Origin of the sequence: Gilvibacter sediminis, assembly GCF_028561565.1 — a bacterium.
Classification (GTDB): Bacteria; Bacteroidota; Bacteroidia; order Flavobacteriales; family Flavobacteriaceae; genus Gilvibacter; species Gilvibacter sediminis.
Window position 1 is genome coordinate 58,840 of record NZ_JAQQTE010000019.1, and the last position, 18,123, is coordinate 76,962.

Annotated in this window: 15 protein-coding genes; 7 read left to right on the forward strand and 8 right to left on the reverse strand. The window is 43.9% G+C overall.

Annotated elements, in window-relative coordinates; translation table 11 throughout:
• Positions 1-224: 224 nt before the first annotated feature.
• Positions 225-1,013, forward strand: a complete 789-nt coding sequence (locus POW22_RS10590) for a membrane metalloprotease (protein ID WP_272832637.1) — start codon at positions 225-227, stop codon at positions 1,011-1,013.
• Positions 1,014-1,019: 6 nt separating this feature from the next.
• On the opposite strand, the gene POW22_RS10595 is transcribed toward POW22_RS10590, so the two are convergent.
• The 3 genes from POW22_RS10595 to POW22_RS10605 all read right to left on the reverse strand — a co-directional run bounded on the left by POW22_RS10595 (position 1,020) and on the right by POW22_RS10605 (position 7,517).
• Positions 1,020-2,657, reverse strand: coding sequence for an amidohydrolase (locus tag POW22_RS10595; protein ID WP_272832638.1), 1,638 nt, complete (start codon positions 2,655-2,657; stop codon positions 1,020-1,022).
• Between the two features lie 75 nt (positions 2,658-2,732).
• Positions 2,733-4,475, reverse strand: coding sequence for a porin family protein (locus tag POW22_RS10600; protein WP_272832639.1), 1,743 nt, complete (start codon positions 4,473-4,475; stop codon positions 2,733-2,735).
• Between the two features lie 21 nt (positions 4,476-4,496).
• Entirely contained in the window at positions 4,497-7,517 is a 3,021-nt protein-coding gene (locus tag POW22_RS10605; RefSeq protein WP_272832640.1) for a tetratricopeptide repeat protein, read from the reverse strand.
• Between the two features lie 223 nt (positions 7,518-7,740).
• Between POW22_RS10605 and POW22_RS10610 the strand changes: the two genes are divergently transcribed.
• Genes POW22_RS10610 through POW22_RS10625 form a run of 4 tightly spaced genes read left to right on the forward strand, consistent with a single transcriptional unit; the run spans position 7,741 to position 11,653 of the window.
• Positions 7,741-8,424, forward strand: a complete 684-nt coding sequence (locus tag POW22_RS10610) for a cell division ATP-binding protein FtsE (RefSeq protein ID WP_272832641.1) — start codon at positions 7,741-7,743, stop codon at positions 8,422-8,424.
• A gap of 1 nt (position 8,425) precedes the next feature.
• Entirely contained in the window at positions 8,426-10,033 is a 1,608-nt protein-coding gene (locus POW22_RS10615) for a hypothetical protein (protein ID WP_272832642.1), read from the forward strand.
• A 33-nt stretch (positions 10,034-10,066) separates the two neighbouring features.
• Positions 10,067-11,011: a glycosyltransferase family 2 protein gene (locus POW22_RS10620; RefSeq protein ID WP_272832644.1), complete on the forward strand. Its 945-nt coding sequence runs from the start codon at positions 10,067-10,069 to the stop codon at positions 11,009-11,011.
• A 30-nt stretch (positions 11,012-11,041) separates the two neighbouring features.
• Entirely contained in the window at positions 11,042-11,653 is a 612-nt protein-coding gene (locus tag POW22_RS10625; RefSeq protein WP_272832645.1) for a hypothetical protein, read from the forward strand.
• Positions 11,654-11,684: 31 nt separating this feature from the next.
• Here the strand turns inward: POW22_RS10625 and POW22_RS10630 are convergent, their stop codons facing one another.
• Genes POW22_RS10630 through POW22_RS10640 form a run of 3 tightly spaced genes read right to left on the reverse strand, consistent with a single transcriptional unit; the run spans position 11,685 to position 14,698 of the window.
• Complete coding sequence (locus POW22_RS10630; protein ID WP_272832646.1) at positions 11,685-13,328, reverse strand: S8 family peptidase; 1,644 nt, start codon at positions 13,326-13,328, stop codon at positions 11,685-11,687.
• Between the two features lies 1 nt (position 13,329).
• Entirely contained in the window at positions 13,330-13,815 is a 486-nt protein-coding gene (locus POW22_RS10635; protein ID WP_272832647.1) for a hypothetical protein, read from the reverse strand.
• Between the two features lie 58 nt (positions 13,816-13,873).
• On the reverse strand, positions 13,874-14,698 hold the full coding sequence (locus POW22_RS10640; protein ID WP_272832648.1) for a 2OG-Fe(II) oxygenase: 825 nt from the start codon (positions 14,696-14,698) through the stop codon (positions 13,874-13,876).
• Positions 14,699-14,795: 97 nt separating this feature from the next.
• Between POW22_RS10640 and POW22_RS10645 the strand changes: the two genes are divergently transcribed.
• Both POW22_RS10645 and POW22_RS10650 read left to right on the forward strand, forming a co-directional pair.
• Positions 14,796-15,677 carry a glycosyltransferase family 2 protein gene (locus POW22_RS10645; RefSeq protein WP_272832649.1) on the forward strand — a complete coding sequence of 294 codons (882 nt, stop codon included), beginning with the start codon at positions 14,796-14,798 and terminating at the stop codon, positions 15,675-15,677.
• A complete protein-coding gene (locus POW22_RS10650) occupies positions 15,674-16,603 on the forward strand; it encodes a glycosyltransferase family 2 protein (RefSeq protein ID WP_272832650.1) in 930 nt (309 codons plus the stop codon). The genes POW22_RS10645 and POW22_RS10650 overlap by 4 nt, the downstream gene beginning before the upstream one ends.
• On the opposite strand, the gene POW22_RS10655 is transcribed toward POW22_RS10650, so the two are convergent.
• Positions 16,586-16,996 carry a sugar 3,4-ketoisomerase gene (locus POW22_RS10655; RefSeq protein WP_272832651.1) on the reverse strand — a complete coding sequence of 137 codons (411 nt, stop codon included), beginning with the start codon at positions 16,994-16,996 and terminating at the stop codon, positions 16,586-16,588. The two genes, POW22_RS10650 and POW22_RS10655, sit on opposite strands and share 18 nt — an antisense overlap.
• On the reverse strand, positions 16,993-18,099 hold the full coding sequence (locus POW22_RS10660) for a glycosyltransferase (protein WP_272832652.1): 1,107 nt from the start codon (positions 18,097-18,099) through the stop codon (positions 16,993-16,995). The genes POW22_RS10655 and POW22_RS10660 overlap by 4 nt, the downstream gene beginning before the upstream one ends.
• Between the last annotated feature and the right edge of the window lie 24 nt (positions 18,100-18,123).

Consider the following 18,123-nt stretch of genomic DNA (forward strand, 5'->3'; position numbering starts at 1 on the left):
AAAACTACAAACCAACGTTATAAAAAGAACAGCTCTCATAAGATTAAAAAAATGCTTTAATTTTGTGCAAAGTACAGATTCACGCTATGAAATGAGCACGAATACATTTAATTGCCAGAATAACTTCAGTTTCAATTAAATTTTTTGTGCGAAAGCAAAGCGGTTGATCAATGCAAATATTTTTTATTTGATTCATTGACCGCACAAAGAAAAATATTAAATCGATGAAATTATTTAGATACCTGCCTTATTTACTCCTAATGTCTTTTATTGTCCTTTCATCCTGTAAAAGTGACGATTCCTCGGGAGGTGATGATACTGAAGAACCCAACCCGAATGCAGGCAACCTATTAAGTGTAGGTGACTCTGCTGCAGACCTGTTAGGAGGAACTGAATTTGATGCGATCAATATTGAATTGGTCTTTGTGGAAAACTTCAATCCTCGCGCAGCGACCGTAGATAATTTGCGCATCTTTTTAGAAGAACGACTCAATAAGCCTGGAGGCATTACCATCACGGAACGCTCTATTGACCCCATTGGGATGCAACCATTCAGTACTGCTGAGATCGCAGAAATTGAAGATCAGGTGAGAACTGTCTACAACCAAGGCAGTACACTCGGGGTATTTATTTTCTTTACTGACGGGGCCAACATCAATGACACTCAATTCAGCAAAACATTAGGAACTGCTTACCGTAATACGTCCTTAGTGATCTATGAAGAGACCATTCGTGAATTCAGTGATGAAGCTGGTGAGCCTGGACGTGTCGCTTTGGAAAGCACCACCTTAAATCACGAATTTGCGCATTTGTTGGGCTTAGTGAATTTAGGCACACCTTTGACCTCAGACCACGAAGATCCTATCAACACCCGTCACTGTGTGGTGGAGGACTGTTTGATGTTCTTCCAAACAGAGATTCAAGGAGGCGTATTTAAAATGAAGAGTTTAGACGCCATTACGCCTTTAGATCCGCTTTGTATTGCAGACCTTCAAGCTAACGGCGGACTGTAATCGCCCTTATTTTTTCTCGTAAACCAATTCCCCGTTGATGTAGGTGCGTAAGGCCTCTACATTTGGGATCTCAGCGTCTTCAATAGTCATGATGTCTGCGGATAGCACCGTGAAATCGGCAAGTTTCCCGACTTCAATACTTCCTTTCTCTTCTTCCTCAAAATTGGAATAAGCGGCCCAAATGGTCATTCCTTTTAGGGCTTCTTCCCTGCTGAGTTTTTGCTCCGGCAAGAATCCACCATCGGGATATCCTGCGGTATCTTGACGGGCAACGGCAGCGTAGAAAGTCAACATGGGGTTGACTTGTTCTACTGGAAAATCAGTTCCTAAAGCGACCAATCCCGCTTTATCCAATAAGGTCTTAAAAGAATAAGCCCCTTGAATACGATCTGGCCCTACCCGATCTTCTGCCCAATACATATCACTGGTGGCATGTGTGGGTTGTACCGATGGAATAATATTCTTGGAGAAATAATCAAAGTCAGCAATGCTAACAACTTGTGCATGCTCTACCTTCCAACGAGCATCGGTTTGATCTTTTAGGACGTTTGAGTAAGCGCGTAAAACGGCAATATTCGCAGAATCTCCAATAGCGTGCGTATTCATTTGGTAGCCTGCGCCATGAATGCGCTTGGCCAAAGCCATAAGGTCTTCCTCTGTGGTGATCATGGCTCCGTAGTGTCCATCTTGATCGGAATATGGCGCGCGCATGGCAGCACCACGCGAACCTAAAGCCCCATCACCATATACTTTTACCGAACGCACATTGAGACGGTCCGTCTTAATGATTCCGTTATTCAAATAATGATCTAAATTCTCTGGAGCATTAGAGACCATGGCATAGAGACGTAATTTCATCGCACCCGCTTGTTGCAACGAATCGATCATCTCAATTACATATCGATCCAAACCAGCGTCATTGACTGTAGTAAGTCCGTAGGACAAACAAAAATCTTCTGCATCTTTCAAAGACTTGATATAAAAATTAGCATTCTTCTCCGGGCGCACAGCATCTACCAAACGCATGGGCGCATCGACAAGGATTCCACTGGGAGCTCCGTTCTTAAGGATAACTTCTCCTCCAGGCATTTTGGTGTCGGCAGTGATTCCCGCCATTTCCAAGGCCTTGGAATTCACCCAAAGAGCGTGCCCGTCAATACGTCTTAAAGCGACAGGAACATCAGGAAACACATCATCTAAGAGCTCCTTGGTTGGAAATTCTTTGACCTCCCAATCGTTTTGGTCCCAACCGCGTCCGCTTAGAAAAATAGGTTGATTGTCCTTCTGAAAGGCTTTGACGCGAGCAATCACATCGGTGGCACTAGTTGTACCCACCAAATCCACTTCTTGCATCCCCACCCCTAAATTAAGCAGGTGCGCATGCGCATCAATAAGCCCAGGAACTATGGTCTTTCCTTCTGCGTTGTATACGTTTTCACTTTCAAATTCAGCCGTGATATCGTAATCGGCTCCTACGCCAAGAATGACGCCGCCTTCTCCCACCGCAAAAGCATTAGCTGTGCGGAATTGGTCATCTACAGTATAAATATTGGCGTTAGTAACAATAAGCTCCGCAGAGATCTTTTCAGGTTCGGTCTTACAAGAGATCATACTGCATACAAGCAAGAGGGATAGAATTCGCATGGTTGGATATTTTGCATAAAAATACAACAATACCCACGAATCTGTCAATGCCTTTCTAGGATCAAGTCCGCAGTACTACCAATTAAATTTATAGGTAGCTCCTGCGAGCACTTGCAGTCCCTGAACCGGGAAGTTATACCATTTCTGATAGTTGGTTCCCACCAAATTGTTTCCTCGTACAAAGATGGACACGCGTTCGTTGATGCGGTAAGTTCCGTAAAGATTGGCATCAAAATAATTATCCAAAGTGACCACCACAGGAAGCGTGTTGGTAAAGGTATCTGAGAATACGTCTTGGCGTTCCCCAACAAAGAAGAGGCTCGCTCCCGCAAAGAACTTATCACTGAACTGAATGTCCACAGAGGCGTTGGCCGTGAATTCCGGTAAGTTCCACGGATTGCTGCCTGTGAGCTCTCCGGTATAGCCAAAGTAGTTTCCACTTACTCCAAAGGTGGCTTTCTCGGTTAAAGCAATTTTGAGCTCACCAAAGAAATTGAGCGTTTCCACATTATCATAGACCACTTGGAACGAATTGCCAAACTCATAGCCCTCAAAACCTGCACTTGCACCTTTATACGGATTAGACAAGAACAAAGGCTTGTTGTTTTCATTGCTGTATCCACCGCGAAGGTTGTAACTCACGTTACCCGCAAATTTACCCTTGATCCCTAGATAGGCATCGTAGAGTTGATCTGTTGGGGCGATCATCAAGGTCGGTGACACAAAAGGATTGGTCTCTTTAAAGTCGTAATAAGAATTCTGATTGAGATCTCCTTCTATTCCTCCGTAGGCAATCACCGTATCGTCCAAAAGTCTGTAAGACGCACGTACACGGGGATACACAAAAATGTCCGTATCGCTATTCTCAATGTCCTGGCCCATATAAACAGCAGCTCCTAAAAAGAGCGTCAAGTCATCATTGAGAATCTCAAGTGCCGGACTGACTCCTAAATTCAAGAATCCGTAGTCAATGGGTTGGTCGTCAAAATAACCGCGTTCAAAACTTCCAGAAACAAAGTCCAGATCCACATCTACCAAAAAGCGGTAGTCTGTGATTGGGAGCTCAATCTGTGGCGTTAAAATGGCTCGGATCTCATTAGACCCAAACTTGTCAGACAAGAAACCTATGGTTCCACGGCCCGACTTGAAATACGAATCTTCCAAAGTCAATCCTCCACTTAAAAAAGCACTGAAATAAGTTTGAGTAGGATCTATACCGTTCACTACATCATCTGGGAAAGAAAGGTCTTGATTAATCCCATACCAATTGTAAAGTTGATGGGTAACATCTAAATTGATATCGTAACCCAGATCTCTTTGAAAAGAGGTGTATGATAGCGCGAGGTCTGTATCTAGAAAGCTAGCATCTAAAGGAATATCCTCAATATCTCCTTGAGCCGAATTGTGTTGCAAAAAGAGTCCGAAGTTATCCGTTCGGCTCAACTGCCAACTCGAGTAAAATTCTGCCAAAGCCGTGGTATAACTCCCCAAACCTAGGGTAGCGTAATTGTCATACAAAGCCGCACGTTCCACCTTTTCAACGCCTACAGCGGTTCCTTTCGCTGGTGTAAAGGTAGAAGCCACAGGCACTGAATAGATCCCGTAGGTCACGTCTTGCTTTTGACTTGTAATGGAATCGTTGATCTCTGGAGTCTGTTTTATTTTAAAAGCGTCAGATAGACTCGGACTATACGGACGAACCACGTTGACCACCTCGGTATCGAGGGTTTGCTCGTCATCGTCATCTTGCCCGTAGGCAGTATAGGTCCCTAATAGGAGTAGAACACTGAGCGCAATCAGTCTGTTAAAAAAGTTCATTAGAAATAGATTGATGATGAATTAATTGGTGCCTCCCGTTTCTACAGAAGCGTTGGTTTTGGCCTGAGCTGCTTTTATGGTTGCCAGTTCTGCTTCGGCCTCGCTGACTACTTCTGGATAATCGGCAAAATTGCTGATCACACTTTCCAAAATATAAGTGGCTTGATAAGCGTCTTCCAAAGCAAAGAAATTCTTGGCCATAATCACCAAGCCTTTGGCACCAAATTCTTTGTAGCCAGAATAATCCTTGGCCAGAGTTTGCACCGTTTGATTGGAGGCAGCGTACTCCCCATCTGCATTTTGGAAGTATGCTTTGTAATAAAGTGACTCAGCCTTGAGCGATCCTGTGGCAATTTTATTAACCTCATTATAGGCGGATTTAGCCTTATCCATATCTCCCGTTTGCCAAGCAGAACGCGCAATGATGATCTGCGCATCACTTTTCACTTTGGTGTCGATCTTGGGATTGTCCAATACCTTGTCTGCATAGGTCACTGCCTGCTCATAGCGATCCAATTCATAACTGGATTTCATAATATTAGACTGCGCAAAGATGATGTTCTCTGGGAAGTCAGCTACTTGCTCCAACTGTTCCAAGAGTCCAATGGCTTGTGCGTAATCTTCAGCTTCCAAATACACCTGAGACAGTCTTGAAAGCGCTTGCTCGGTATACTCGCTGCGCGCTTGTTCCACCACATAAGTGTAATGCGGAATGGTCTCTGTATATTCTTGTTCTCCGTAGTACAATTGCCCCAAATAGAAATTGGCCTGTAGCGCATGACGTCCGTTCGGGAAGTCTTCCACGTAAGTTTTGAATCGGGTGATCGCCTGGCGCTTATTATTGGCCAAAAACGATTGTTCTGCGGCTTTGTAGGTAGCGTCGTCCAATTCAGAATCAGCAACCTCAACAAAATCCAAAGAAGAAACCCATGAACCGTATTCATCCACACGACCTTGATCAATATAGATCAGCTTGGCAGAAGACACAGCCTGTAAAGCTTCTGGTGTTCCTGGATAATCAGCCACTACAGCTCTAAAAATAGTTAAGGCCTCATCAGATTTATTGTCGTTATCCAAGAGTAAGGCCTTTTTCAAAAGCGCTCGTGGCACATAACTGCTTTGCGGCACGTCCTGCACCAACTGATCATAGGTTCGCATAGCTTCTGGAATGTTGTCAATACTCACGTAGGTATTGCCCAGTTCATAAAGCGCGTCATCTTTGTATGCGGAACGCGGATACTTGCTCGCAAAATTCTTTAGACCTTCTATTTTCTGCGGATTGCGATCTACAAAACCGTAGGAAATCGCCTTTTGAAATTCTGCATAGTCCGTGGACGGCACTCCGCCTTCAATGGCCATATTATAATGCTCCATGGCTGGCCAGTATTTACTGGTCACAAAATAGCTGTCCCCCAAACGCAAGAGTGCATCGTTTTTAAGGTCAAGATCGGCTGTTGAAGCGGAAAAGCTTTTAAAGTCCTCAATGGCGCTATCGTATTCCTTCAACTTAAAATGCACATAGCCTTTGTGATATTTGAAATCACGCCATTCTGGGGTTGCAGCACTACCGTTCAATTGACTAAACTGTCTGTAGCCTACTAAGGCATCGGCATAATTGCTGAGTTCATAGTCACACTGCGCCTTCCAATAGGTGGCTCTGGCCGTAAAGGCCGCGTCCAGTTTTTGCGTTAAGGAGCGATCCAAATAGCCTTCTGCATCTGCGTATTCGTTGTCTAAGATCAATTCAATCCCACGATAAAAAGCTACTTTTTGAAAAGCCGCCTTTGAGGCTGGATCCTTTTCACGCTCCAAGAGATTCAAAGCTTCTTCATAATTCTTAGAGGTGATATAGGAATCAATGAGTAGGGTTTGCAATTCGGCATTGGCCTCTGAATCTGGGTAAGTTTCTATATAACTCGCCAATACCTGCGGCACGCTGGTATACGGATTCCCGATCTCATAACTCAACTTGGCATAATTGAGCCAAGCATCTTGTTGGATCTCCGCAGAGAAGTCCATCTCTGAAGCATTCTTAAAAGCATTGAGTGCCTCTTGTTTTTTGTTTAATTTGAGGTAAGATTCGGCCAAGTGATAAAAGGCATTCTGTGCAACGGAATTACGGCCGTCCACAATTTTATTGAACTCCGCAATAGCCTCCGCGTATTGGCCTTGTTTGTAATAGGCATATCCCAACTGATAGTAATCGGTATTGTTCCATTTGCCCCTGCGGCCTTTGAATTCTTGTAGATAAGGTATGGCTTCAGCGTATTTCTCTTGATTGAAATAACTCTCACCAATGATTTTGGCCAGCTCTGAACGCTCCTTTGGTGCTGCGGAATCGTACTGTTCTTTCCCAAGGTCGATCGCCTTTTGAAAATTTCCGAGCTTAAAATTCATGTCTGCCTGATAGTACGACAGCTCTTCATTATAGGCCGGATTGTCTCCAACTTGGTCAAAATAATCGTTGGCCTCCTCATAGGCATCGTTCTCATAGGCGATGAATCCGAGGTAATACTTTGCTTGAGAACCGTAGTTCTTAGAATCCGCCACCCGATTGAGATAGGTCTTGGCCTCATCCCAATTCTTGCTTTTAAAATAGGCGTAACCATTGTTGAAATAAAAGCGTTCCAGGTCAGAACGGTTCAGACGGGTATCATCTACCTTGTCGTACCACTTTCTGGCATAGGAATATTTGCCGTTCTCAAAATAATACTCCGCCACATCGATATAGGCAGAATTTCTGCGGACGCTAGTTGGATAATCCGCCACAAAGGCTTCCATCATCGCATCCGCGCCCTGTTGGTTGAGGCGTACTGCGCAGTTGGCAGCATAATAAGCACATTCACTTTTTAGACCATCGTCTTCGGCTTCACGACCAATGCGTTGAAACAAAGGCTGTGCGGCTAAATACTGACCGTTATTGTAGAGGGCAACTGCTTTTTTAAAGGTGACATCGTCACTGGTGTAGACTGCAGATTGTTGGGCAAAACTACCCACACTCAGCATAAGAAATAGGTAAAATACGGTGAGGTATCTCTTCATGATTTTGGGTTAAAACGCCAATAAAGATAGCGTGATACTTATCCTAATAACGCGCTGATTCCAGCTAAATTATTCAGGGGTTATAAACATTATCGCAATTCAAGCGTTGTTTATTAACAAACGTCCTGTTGGTTACTTTGTTACAAAAAAACTCAGCAGCCGTTTAAAGACCTTAGCACAAAAACAGTATTTTCGTATCAACGCCTAAAATCCCGATCGTTTCATGTCAGAAGCCGTAGTAAAACTCTCTAAAGCCTCTATTTTTCAGAATCAAAATTTGATTTTGAAAGATGTAGACCTTTCTGTAAACAAAGGAGAATTCGTATACCTTATTGGAAAGACTGGCTCTGGGAAAAGTAGCTTTATGAAAACGCTTTATGGAGACCTCCCTTTAAAGCAAGGTGAAGGATTTGTAGCCGATTACGACCTCAGCACCCTCAAAGAAAAAGACATTCCGTTTTTACGCAGAAAGTTGGGTGTGGTCTTTCAGGATTTCAAGCTGCTTAACGACAGAACGGTCAAAGAGAATTTGATGTTTGTGCTTAAGGCTACCGGTTGGAAGGAAAAACCCAAAATGGACCAACGCATTGAAGCTGTGCTCTCTAAAGTAGGCATGGAAACTAAGGCATTCAAATATCCTTATGAACTGTCCGGAGGAGAACAACAGCGCATTGCCATCGCGCGCGCCCTACTTAATGAACCTGAGATCATATTGGCAGACGAACCCACTGGAAATTTAGACCCTCAGACCTCCGTAGAAGTTATGGAAGTCCTGCAAGAGATCAATAAGAACGGGAACACCATTTTAATGGCCACGCATGATTACGCCCTGATCCTAAAATACCCGTCCAAAACCTTGAAGTGTGACGAGCAGCAGATCTTTGAGGTGGTGCAAAAGACCGTCTAGTATGGCTCAAACTACACAGCTGCAATCTGGCTTTTGGTTTAAAAACACTTTCAAGATCCTTTTTTGGTGCTGCCTGATTGGCTATTTGCTTTTCTACACACCCTACGGGCTGGAAAACGGCGACATGGGTTCCATTTTTGGGATCTCTTGGTCAATGTATAACGGCTACTTTCCGCATCTTGATTTCTACTATATCAAACCCGCACTACCGCCCTATTTTCATTCCTTATTGCTTTATTTAACCGAGGATCACGCCTATTTGCTCAACCGCGGCTTTTATTTTGTGCAGGTCTTTAGCTTTTCGTTCTTAGCGGTCAAGCTGGTCTCCAGACTATGGCTCAATCTCAGCAGTGAAGAGCGCTATTTTCTCTCCGCACTCGCAGCGGTGGTGACCATCCACAACTATCCGCCCATGCCTTGGAACACAATAGACGGAGTGTTTTTTGGAGTGATCGGCCTGTATATTTTATTGAGCTATCAGCGCTGGCATCAAATTGCGATTGCGGCATTTTTTATTGCCCTAAGCGTGCTGAGCAAGCAATCCTTTTACTTCTTCCCGGTCATGATCGCAGGCTATTTGGCCTTGCAGAAAGACTTTAAAAAGCTCTTTATTCTCACAGGATTTGGTTTGTTTTTCGCTGGATGTTTTGCCGGCTTGCTTCTCAGTCAAGGCGCTTGGGATGCCTTTTATGCCCAGACATTTAGTTTTACTAGCGGCAGCTCCCTCTATAAAGCAGGTTTTAAAAGTTACGCCCTGGCCTTTAAAAGTCAGGCCGCTTGGTTAATTCCCCTTGGAGGAATTCTTTATTTCTTTAGAAAGCGGATTCCGCTTCAGGCCAGTTATGTGGTGCTGAATTTAGCCATAGTTGGATATTTGATCTACCTCTTTTTCAACCCCGATTCTTACCATACGGTCAAGGCTTGGCTGTATCAGGTTTGGTTTTTACTAGCCGTGCTCTTTGGGCTTTTGATGTGGCGCAGAGACAAAGGCTTTAGTTTGCTGCTGCTCTTGCTCGGATTGAGTTGGTGCGCCTCTATCAGCAATGGATTTAAAACACCGGTACACTTCGCCGTTGCTATGGTCATAGCGACTTATGTGTTACTGATCAAACTCCCTAAAGTGGAACTCTCCAAAGGATCGGCCGCGGCAGTATTGTTGGCGTTCGTATTGTGTTTTTCCGTTGGTTATCAAACGGTGTATAATGATTCTAATCGCAGCGAGCTCACCTACTCCATGGGAGAGGTATTCCCGAGGTTAGCCGGAATAAAAAGTGACGCTGAAACCCATCAGCAGTACCAAGAACTCAAAAACCTCAGCGAGCAATACGATAATTTCACTGTGGTGCCAAGTATGACCTTGGCGCACTATGTAACGGACACTAAAAACCCTATTGGGGTAGATTGGGTCTTTGACCACCACTTGGCGGGAGAAATTGAAAAGCACTATCAAATCTTGGTAGCTAAAAAAGTGACCGTCTTTTTAGAACCCTTTGAAGATCACCCTAACAATTATGAAGAATCGGCACGTCTTTCTGTGCTGATCAAAGAACGCTGGACCTTGGTAGATCAGACGCCATACTTTAGGGTCTATCAACCACCCAATCTTTAGTTTTATGCTATATTGCAAGCCTAAGCAATCTTCATGGCAGACCCTGTAAAACTTTCCCTAGTCATTCCCTTGTATAACGAGGAGGATAATGTTGCTCCGCTTACCGCACAGGTAGCAGAAGCGCTTAAAGGGTTCAGCTACGAGCTTATTTACATAGACGATTGTTCTACGGACAACACCCGTGCAGAGATCTTAAAACTGGGTCATGAGCAGGTGCACCTCATTGAACTTAAAAAGAACTACGGCCAATCTATGGCTTTGGCAGCCGGAATTGATTACGCTAGCGGTGATTTTATTGTGACCTTAGATGGCGACATGCAAAATGATCCAGCGGATATTCCAGCAATGTTGGCCAAAATGGAGGCTGAAGATTGGGACATGATTACCGGCTTCAGGAAGAATCGCAAGGATTCCTTTTTAAAGAAGATCCCTTCTAAGATTGCCAATTTCATCATTCGCAAGGCGACCAAGTTCAATGTGAAAGATCAAGGTTGTGCTTTAAAAATATTTAGAGCGGAGACCGCCAAAGAGCTCAACCTCTATGGGGAAATGCATCGCTTTATCAGTTTGCTGACCTATTTGAATGGCGCCCGAATTACTCAGGTTGCCGTCAATCACAGGCCACGCCAATTCGGGAAGTCCAAATACGGTTTAGGTCGAACGGTCAAAGTGGTAAATGATGTGATCTTGATCTTGTTTCAGCGCAACTATTTGCAAAAGCCCATGTACCTTTTTGGGAATCTTGGTTTGCTGTTCTTCGGACTCGGGGTGATCATCAACGCTTACCTGCTTTATGAGAAGTTGATCGGTAATGAGATCGGAGACCGTCCTTTGGTCTTTGTGGGGGTATTATTTGTGCTGATGGGAATTCAGTTTTACACCTCGGGGATTATCATTGACCTGCAGATGCGAACCTATTTTGAGTCTCAAAAACAAAAGCCTTTTAAGATCCGAAAGATCCACAAACCGAAAGGGTAAATTGTGTTCAAAAGTTTATAATCTCACCAGATGTTGCTCGAAGAGAAAATTAAGTTTTTAAAAGAAAATGTTGAGCCGATCTACGATGAAATTTGTGGGAACGGATATAGAGCATCAGTTTACTTGAAAGATGGAACTTACTTGCCGTGTGTCAGATTCAGAAATCCTGATCATAAAACTAATCAGGCTATTAAAAGGCTCGATGAAGAACGAAAAGGAAAAAGTATTTTCTCAAGTACTTCTGGCCATGGATACAAAGAAATAGTTGAATTATTTGTCACAACAGGTAATAGAATAAGTGAATTTGATATTGCCAGAATTGAACTAAGCCCATATGCGTTTTCGAAGGAGATCCTTTCTCAGATAAGAGGAGAGACTTCAATGGGATGGACAGGATTTTGCGCTAAAATGACTGATGGTAAAGTCTTTGGCTTTGGCACAAGTTTTTCCTTTGATTTTTTTCAAATGCCAGATGGATACACCGCAAAAGACGTGATCGAAATAATTAATCATAGCTATTACGCAAAAGACGGTACGATTAAAAAACACAAAATAGGATCGACCATGCAAAGAGCAGACTACAACGCTGAACTCATAAACCTATCAAGACCGTTTTTCGACTGTTACCTTAAGGGGTTGTAAATCCCATAATTTCATCTAATGCTTTATAAGATTAAGGCGATTCGCCTTTGGGCAAAATGACCTCCCGATTCTCCGGTTGTTTCTCCGGACAGCTTATTTCCAGTTCAGGATCCATAGTCAATAAGATGCCTCCGGATGCATTAGGACTCAGCTCCACTCCCGACCGCAATTCAATACCTTCTTTAGCTTCGATTTTTAGGGTGCTGCTTTCGCGGAATACCTGATTGCGCAAAATCGTATTTCTCGCTACAGATCGGAACTCAAAATCCCAACGATCAAACACCTGATTCTCAATTACGGCCTCTTCTTTAGGAGTCATTAAGTGATGGGTCAAGATCACTGCCCGGCCCGTATTCAAAGAGCCCGATCCGTAGTACCCTTTAAAACGTTTGTTAGCCTGCAAGCTATCAATATTGGTCGAAGTAGCTTTCAAGATCGATTCCACCTGCTCGAAACTCAAACAGAGATTCAAGGATAACATCAAGCCAATCGTCCCAGAAACCAAAGGCGTTGCCCCAGAAGTAGTCTCAGAAATACTGTAACTGATGGTATCTTTTAGGATGAACTTAGAATAGCTGAATAAACCCACACTGGGCGCTAAAATATCCACTTCCTTATTCAAATTAGCCGTAGAAACAGGCCAAACAAAAGGTTCTGCTTCCAAGTCATTGTTGGGATAACCCATGGTTCGCCCCACGATATTCTTCACATTGGCCGAATAGAAATTGTCTTTGACGTCTATCAAAATGTTGTCCGCTGGATCATCATAGCGATGCATCACGGCACTTACCGAGATCACCTTGTCATAAGACGCCGGGTAATAAGGCTTTTTACCTTTGGTCACCTTCCAATCCTTATTATGAGCGGCAGCTACCACTATGCTTCCATTATTGTAGATCTCATAAATGGCCTGTTGGGCGGTTTCATAATATACATGCGAGCCCCAACTGCAATTGATCACATGCGCTCCAGCATAAGACAATTCTACCAACTGTTCTAAGGTTTTAAAATAACCGTAACTGGTGCCGTATATACTGCAATCGTAGCAAATACCCGGAATTCCATAACCATTGTTTCCTTGGGCGGCGGCATTGGCAGAAATACTGTAGCCGTGCCCGTTAGAAACGCTTGAGGAACGCAATTGTCTGCTCTTGCCTTTAAAATCGACATTTGTGGTGTCCAAGCGACCGTCTGAAATTCCAATGATAATATCTCTTGAGCCCGTGGTATAATACCAAGCCTTAGGGGCATCTAAAAAATCTAAATAATCTAAAGTAAATCCTTCTGTAGTGGTAGTCCCCAAGGGATTGGTACTGCCGTAATCATTGGGATAGAATACTTTAGCATCTTCTGGTTTGAGGTTTTCATAGAATTCGAAATATTCCGGGAACTCCTCCACCAACTGCTGCGCCAGATCTTCTCGAGGGCTGATCAACAAATAGGTCCGCATTAATACCGGATTTTTGGAATACAAGAAGGCATTGCGCAATATGGTGTTGGGCACCGCATTGAGTTTTGCATCCAATGCATCGGAACCTGTAGCTGCTAAAGCCGCTGCTTCTTTATCTACTAAGGCAGGGAGGTCTGGCTTCATGCGTAAATAGGCCCAAGAAGCTTCTTGCCCCAAGACGGGCAAAGCGCTTAAAACCAATAATAAGAGTAGGATCTTGCGCATCTTAGTCCTCTTTGGTCATCAAAGCTTCTAGTCTTGCCAGACGCGCTTCCAACTCGGTGATCTTTTTATCCTTTTCAATTAAATGGAGCGTTAATTCCTCCACCTTTTGCAATAAAAGAGTGTTCATCTCGCCTAAATCAATGCCCTGACTAAGCGCTTCTTGTTCTGATGGAATCCCTTGTAGATGTCCATGCTTTTTGATGTAGGCCTCCATTTGCGACAAACTGGGAAGTTTATAATCCGAAGCAAAGACAAAATCTGCCCAACCTTCTAAATCCACTTTTACAGATTTGGCGTGAATCCGGCCGTTGACCTCTAAAGCGTGCTCGGGACTGGCCTTGCCAATTCCCACATTACCATCCGAAGTAATGATCAGTGAATTGGACACCGTTTTTGAAGCGGAAGGACTTAGGTATAAGGATTCCTGAGCATAGCTGATTGCTCCCAAAAAGATTAAGGCTAGGGTAAAAAGTTTTGTCAATCGCATAATGAACAATTTTCTTGCTCACTAAAGATACAAAAGTTGTGCCGCGCCAAAGACAGCGCTATTTAGACTGATTTTTTTTATAAACGTGTGGATTCTCTCTAACGCCTTTTTTAAAGACTTTGCGCAAGGCCATACGCGCTTTAGCATCCATTTGAAGCACCAAATCTCTAAGCTTTTGATCGGGTCGCCCTCTAAAGGAGGTCACGTGAAAACGATCCTCTGGCGTAAGGGCAGAATCTGAGAAATAATAGTTGGAAACACACTGTCTTGTACCTGCGTGTTTTACAGGACTCACGCTGTGCCAGGACTTTTGATGGGTAGCCATCACAGCCAATCTATTGAACCTGCTGTGTAAGGTGATTTGCGGCTTTTTGACTCCTTCTGGCCAAAGCTCTAAATGACCGCCATAAGCGTCTTGCCATTCTGGAGTCACATAAAAAAGTAAGTTCAACACCCGCCATTTGTCCCGATCCTTATCGTGTGAATTGTCTAAATGCGGATTGAGAAAATTGTCTTTCGCCATGGCAGAAATACCTCCGGCATATAAGTTTTCATCGGGCTGGAGATCTTTAATTCCGGTGATCTCATGCACTAAATCCACCACACGCTCATCTTGAAAGGCATAAATGGCCTCTTCCAAAATAGGGTCGTACTCATCCATCTGAGCAGCAACATGCTTGTATTCTCTGATGCTCTTTTTGAGCTTCATGTCCTTATTGTCTGGAAAAGCCTTGTGGATCTGTAGCGCCAGGTCTTCTGGCAAAAGATCATCAACGACAAAATTACCAATAGCCGCACTGCTGCTTTGATACTGCTCTTGCACGTCAGCCTGGGCATCACGCAGGCGCTTAACAATCAGTTCAGCTATTTGGGTTCGATTCATCGGTTGATTTTTTTTGCACTAGAAAAGTAAAACAAAAATCGCTTTTAGGACATATCGTAGCTAAAAATGTATTTTTACTGTTGAACTCGAATTGCGCATGCTTTCAATTTTAATTCCAACCTTCAATACAGCCATTGGAGAACTTTTGCAAGAATTGCATCGGCAGATCCAAGCCGATCAGCTCCCCGCAACGGTTTTGATCTGTGATGACGCTTCGAGTGATCAGGCCATTGCCTCACAAAATAAAGAACAAGCTACTGCTTTGGGTTTTGAATACCTCAGCAATACAGAAAATCTAGGTCGAACTGCAACACGATCCAAACTCGCTGAAGCTGCAAAAACGGATTGGCTTTTGTTTTTAGATGCAGATGTCTTGCCCGCCCGAGAAGACTTTTTAAAGACGATGCTAGCGGACATTCATACCAATTGGGATGTGATCTTTGGAGGAATACAGTATGCTGCAACTCCTCCTCAAAGGGAACAAATGCTGCGTTATGTCTACGGCAAGAAGCGGGAAGCAAAATCGGCAGCGCAGCGGTCTGAAAAGGCACATTTCATTATTTCTCAGAGTCTGTGCATCACTAAAAACATGTTTCAAAAGTGCAATACCATTACCGCAAAGGGATATGGTTTGGACAATCTGTTCAGCAACAATCTCAAAAAACAAAAGGCGCATGTTAAGCATACCGACAATCCTGTGGTGCATTTGGGATTGGAGTCCTCGGACACCTTTTTAAAGAAGTCATTAGCAGGTATTGAGACCACGATGGAATTGGAAGCTCAAGGGAAATTAGAGGCGGACCTCCGCCCTATTCAACGCGTCTATAACCGACTTAAAAAGTTTGGATTGACTGGTGTGTTCTTGGCCGTATCCAATGCCTTTTCCAGAGCCATTGTCAAGAATTTAAAAAGCAATAATCCCAGCCTGCTTCTCTTTGATGTTTACAGAATGAATCACCTCATTAAACTCAAAAAGTGATTGCATTCTCTGTAGTTATTCCCGTTTACAACAAACAGGCCTTTATTCAAAGAACCTTGGAAAGTGTGTTGGTGCAAACTCATCCTGATTTTGAACTGCTTTTGGTCAATGATGGTTCTACAGATGGCAGTCTCCAAGTGATTGAGCCCTTTCTTGCAGATCCTCGAGTAAAGCTCATCAACCAAGAGAATCGCGGTGCCTCTGCGGCCCGCAATGCTGGAATCGCTCAAGCTTCTAAGCCTTATATTGCTTTGCTTGATGCTGATGACATCTGGTATCCTGAGCATTTGGAGACCCTTGCCAGTTCCATTACTGCCTTTCCGGACGAATCGGTCTTTGCGAATAACAGCCATTTACAGGAAGGTTCTAACAAACGCCAGCGCAACTACTCGGTGGCGACTGCTAACCATAAAATCAAACTGGATTTCTTTGAAGCTAGCTGTATTGATTCGGTCATTAATAGTTCTACCGTTGCCATAAAAAAGGAGCTTTTGAAAGCCGTGGGTGGTTTTGATGAATCGCTCAGCCGAACCGAAGACACTGACCTTTGGATACGCGTAGGCGCAAAGGTTCCTGTGGTTTTTGACCCGGCTTATAACGCCTGTGTGATCCGTGATAAAAAAGGACTTTCGCAACAACGCGGAGCAGACTTCAAAACCCTTGATTTTGAAAAGTTCGCTACTCTAGAGGCAGAAAACGCTGGAGCAAAGAAGTTTCTGGACCTCAACAGATACAGCTTAGCCTTAGAAGCGAAGTTGCAAGGAGATTCCGAAACCGCGCGAGCGCTATCAGAAAAAATCACACTGAGTAACCTCAATAGCAAGCAACGCAAACTGCTGGGGCGATCCGCCTGGGAACTGAAAATCTTGTATAAAATTAAGGAGATTGCTGCCCGTTCGGGCATAGGGCTAAGCGCCTATAAATGATTTAAAATCGGCGTACTCTCTGATGTAATCTGATTCCTTATACACATCAGACACTAAAGACAAACAAACCGCTCCAGAAGAGAAATTCTCCAGCTCCCGCCAAATTCCCGTGGGAATCAAAAGGCCTTCATCCGGGCGATTCAAGGAAACCACACGTCTTTCTTTTCCATCATCTAAAACCACATCAAAGCTCCCGCTCAGAGCGATTAAAAACTGTTGCAACTCTTTATGGGCATGTCCCCCACGCGTAGAGCCTGAAGGCACATCATACAAATAGTAGACCCGCTTGATCTCATAAGGTAGGATGTCTTTTTCTAAAACAGAGAGGTTCCCGCGCCCGTCTGGGTCCGAGATCTTTGGAATAGAAATATGTTTACAGTCCTTTACGCTCATAACAATTCTTGAATGATGGTATCCCACTGCTGTGCAATCACCTCTGTGTCCAAATGCGCTACAGAAGCCTTTGCATTGCTCGTGGTTGTTGACAATAACGATTGGTCAAATATAATATTATTTAAAGCCTCTGCGAGTCGATCCACATCATAATTGGGAACCAAAAGCCCGTTATGACCGTCTGTAATGATCTCTTTAGGGCCGCTCTGGCAGTCTACAGAAACTACCGGTGTACCCACAGCGAGTGATTCAATGACCGCTCTTGGAAAACCTTCATAGTGACTACTCAAGACCGAACAAAGTGCCGCTTGGAGCACCGGATATGGATTGGGATTGAACGCCAGAAATTGTACGTGTTCCTCCAGCCCCAAGGACTTGACCTTGTTGTGTAATTTCTCCTTGTCTGGACCATCACCCATAAGGTAGAGTTGAATATTTTCTTTCGGAAGCTTGGAAGCAGCATAGCCGTCGATCAAAAGCGAGTAGTTCTTTACGTCGTCATAAAGTCTGCCCATAGCCATGATATACCTGCCCTTCTGTGTTTCTATTCCCGCTTGTTCTGTAATCCATTTTAAAGGCAATGGGTTGTAAATGTGTTGTGCTTTATCCGTTTGATAGCGCTCACTCACCTCGGTGGCAATCGCTTTGGAAACACCAATTACACCGAGTGATCTGTCTATCATCTTTTTGGCCAATGAATGACTTTGTGGGAAATAGGTTTCCAATTTAAAACTGCGGACCACATAAAGTACATTGAAGCCTTTATAAGCATAGCCGCTATAAATGGATTCTTTGTAATTCTGCGGACGGGATCTGTTGTCGATGATCAGATCAAACTTCTGTTGTTTTAAAAAGGAGCGAAAACGCTGCATATTGGCCAATGAGCTCAAGAAACCCATTGACTTTTTTACAGAACCGATCTTGTAAAGCGTTCCGGCGTAAGGATAGTCCACGGCATCCACCACCACGGCAGTGGTCACCGCATAGCCTTTAGAGTCTAGCATCTGAGACAGTACAGCCGTTGAACGTTCGGCGCCGCCTCCAGCGAGGGAAATGGTCACCAGGCAAACCTTGAGTTTCTGTTGTGGAGTTTCGACCCCCATAAAATTATACTACCTTTGAGATGC

Excerpts from the sequence above, each read along its gene's own strand:
- POW22_RS10660 (WP_272832652.1), bottom strand. The coding sequence starts at position 18,099 with ATGGGGGTCGAAACTCCACAACAGAAACTCAAGGTTTGCCTGGTGACC.
- POW22_RS10595 (WP_272832638.1), bottom strand. The coding sequence starts at position 2,657 with ATGCGAATTCTATCCCTCTTGCTTGTATGCAGTATGATCTCTTGTAAG.
- POW22_RS10600 (WP_272832639.1), bottom strand. The coding sequence starts at position 4,475 with ATGAACTTTTTTAACAGACTGATTGCGCTCAGTGTTCTACTCCTATTA.
- POW22_RS10625 (WP_272832645.1), top strand. The coding sequence starts at position 11,042 with ATGTTGCTCGAAGAGAAAATTAAGTTTTTAAAAGAAAATGTTGAGCCG.
- POW22_RS10620 (WP_272832644.1), top strand. The coding sequence starts at position 10,067 with ATGGCAGACCCTGTAAAACTTTCCCTAGTCATTCCCTTGTATAACGAG.
- POW22_RS10610 (WP_272832641.1), top strand. The coding sequence starts at position 7,741 with ATGTCAGAAGCCGTAGTAAAACTCTCTAAAGCCTCTATTTTTCAGAAT.
- POW22_RS10605 (WP_272832640.1), bottom strand. The coding sequence starts at position 7,517 with ATGAAGAGATACCTCACCGTATTTTACCTATTTCTTATGCTGAGTGTG.
- POW22_RS10640 (WP_272832648.1), bottom strand. The coding sequence starts at position 14,698 with ATGAATCGAACCCAAATAGCTGAACTGATTGTTAAGCGCCTGCGTGAT.
- POW22_RS10635 (WP_272832647.1), bottom strand. The coding sequence starts at position 13,815 with ATGCGATTGACAAAACTTTTTACCCTAGCCTTAATCTTTTTGGGAGCA.
- POW22_RS10630 (WP_272832646.1), bottom strand. The coding sequence starts at position 13,328 with ATGCGCAAGATCCTACTCTTATTATTGGTTTTAAGCGCTTTGCCCGTC.
- POW22_RS10655 (WP_272832651.1), bottom strand. The coding sequence starts at position 16,996 with ATGAGCGTAAAGGACTGTAAACATATTTCTATTCCAAAGATCTCGGAC.
- POW22_RS10590 (WP_272832637.1), top strand. The coding sequence starts at position 225 with ATGAAATTATTTAGATACCTGCCTTATTTACTCCTAATGTCTTTTATT.
- POW22_RS10615 (WP_272832642.1), top strand. The coding sequence starts at position 8,426 with ATGGCTCAAACTACACAGCTGCAATCTGGCTTTTGGTTTAAAAACACT.
- POW22_RS10645 (WP_272832649.1), top strand. The coding sequence starts at position 14,796 with ATGCTTTCAATTTTAATTCCAACCTTCAATACAGCCATTGGAGAACTT.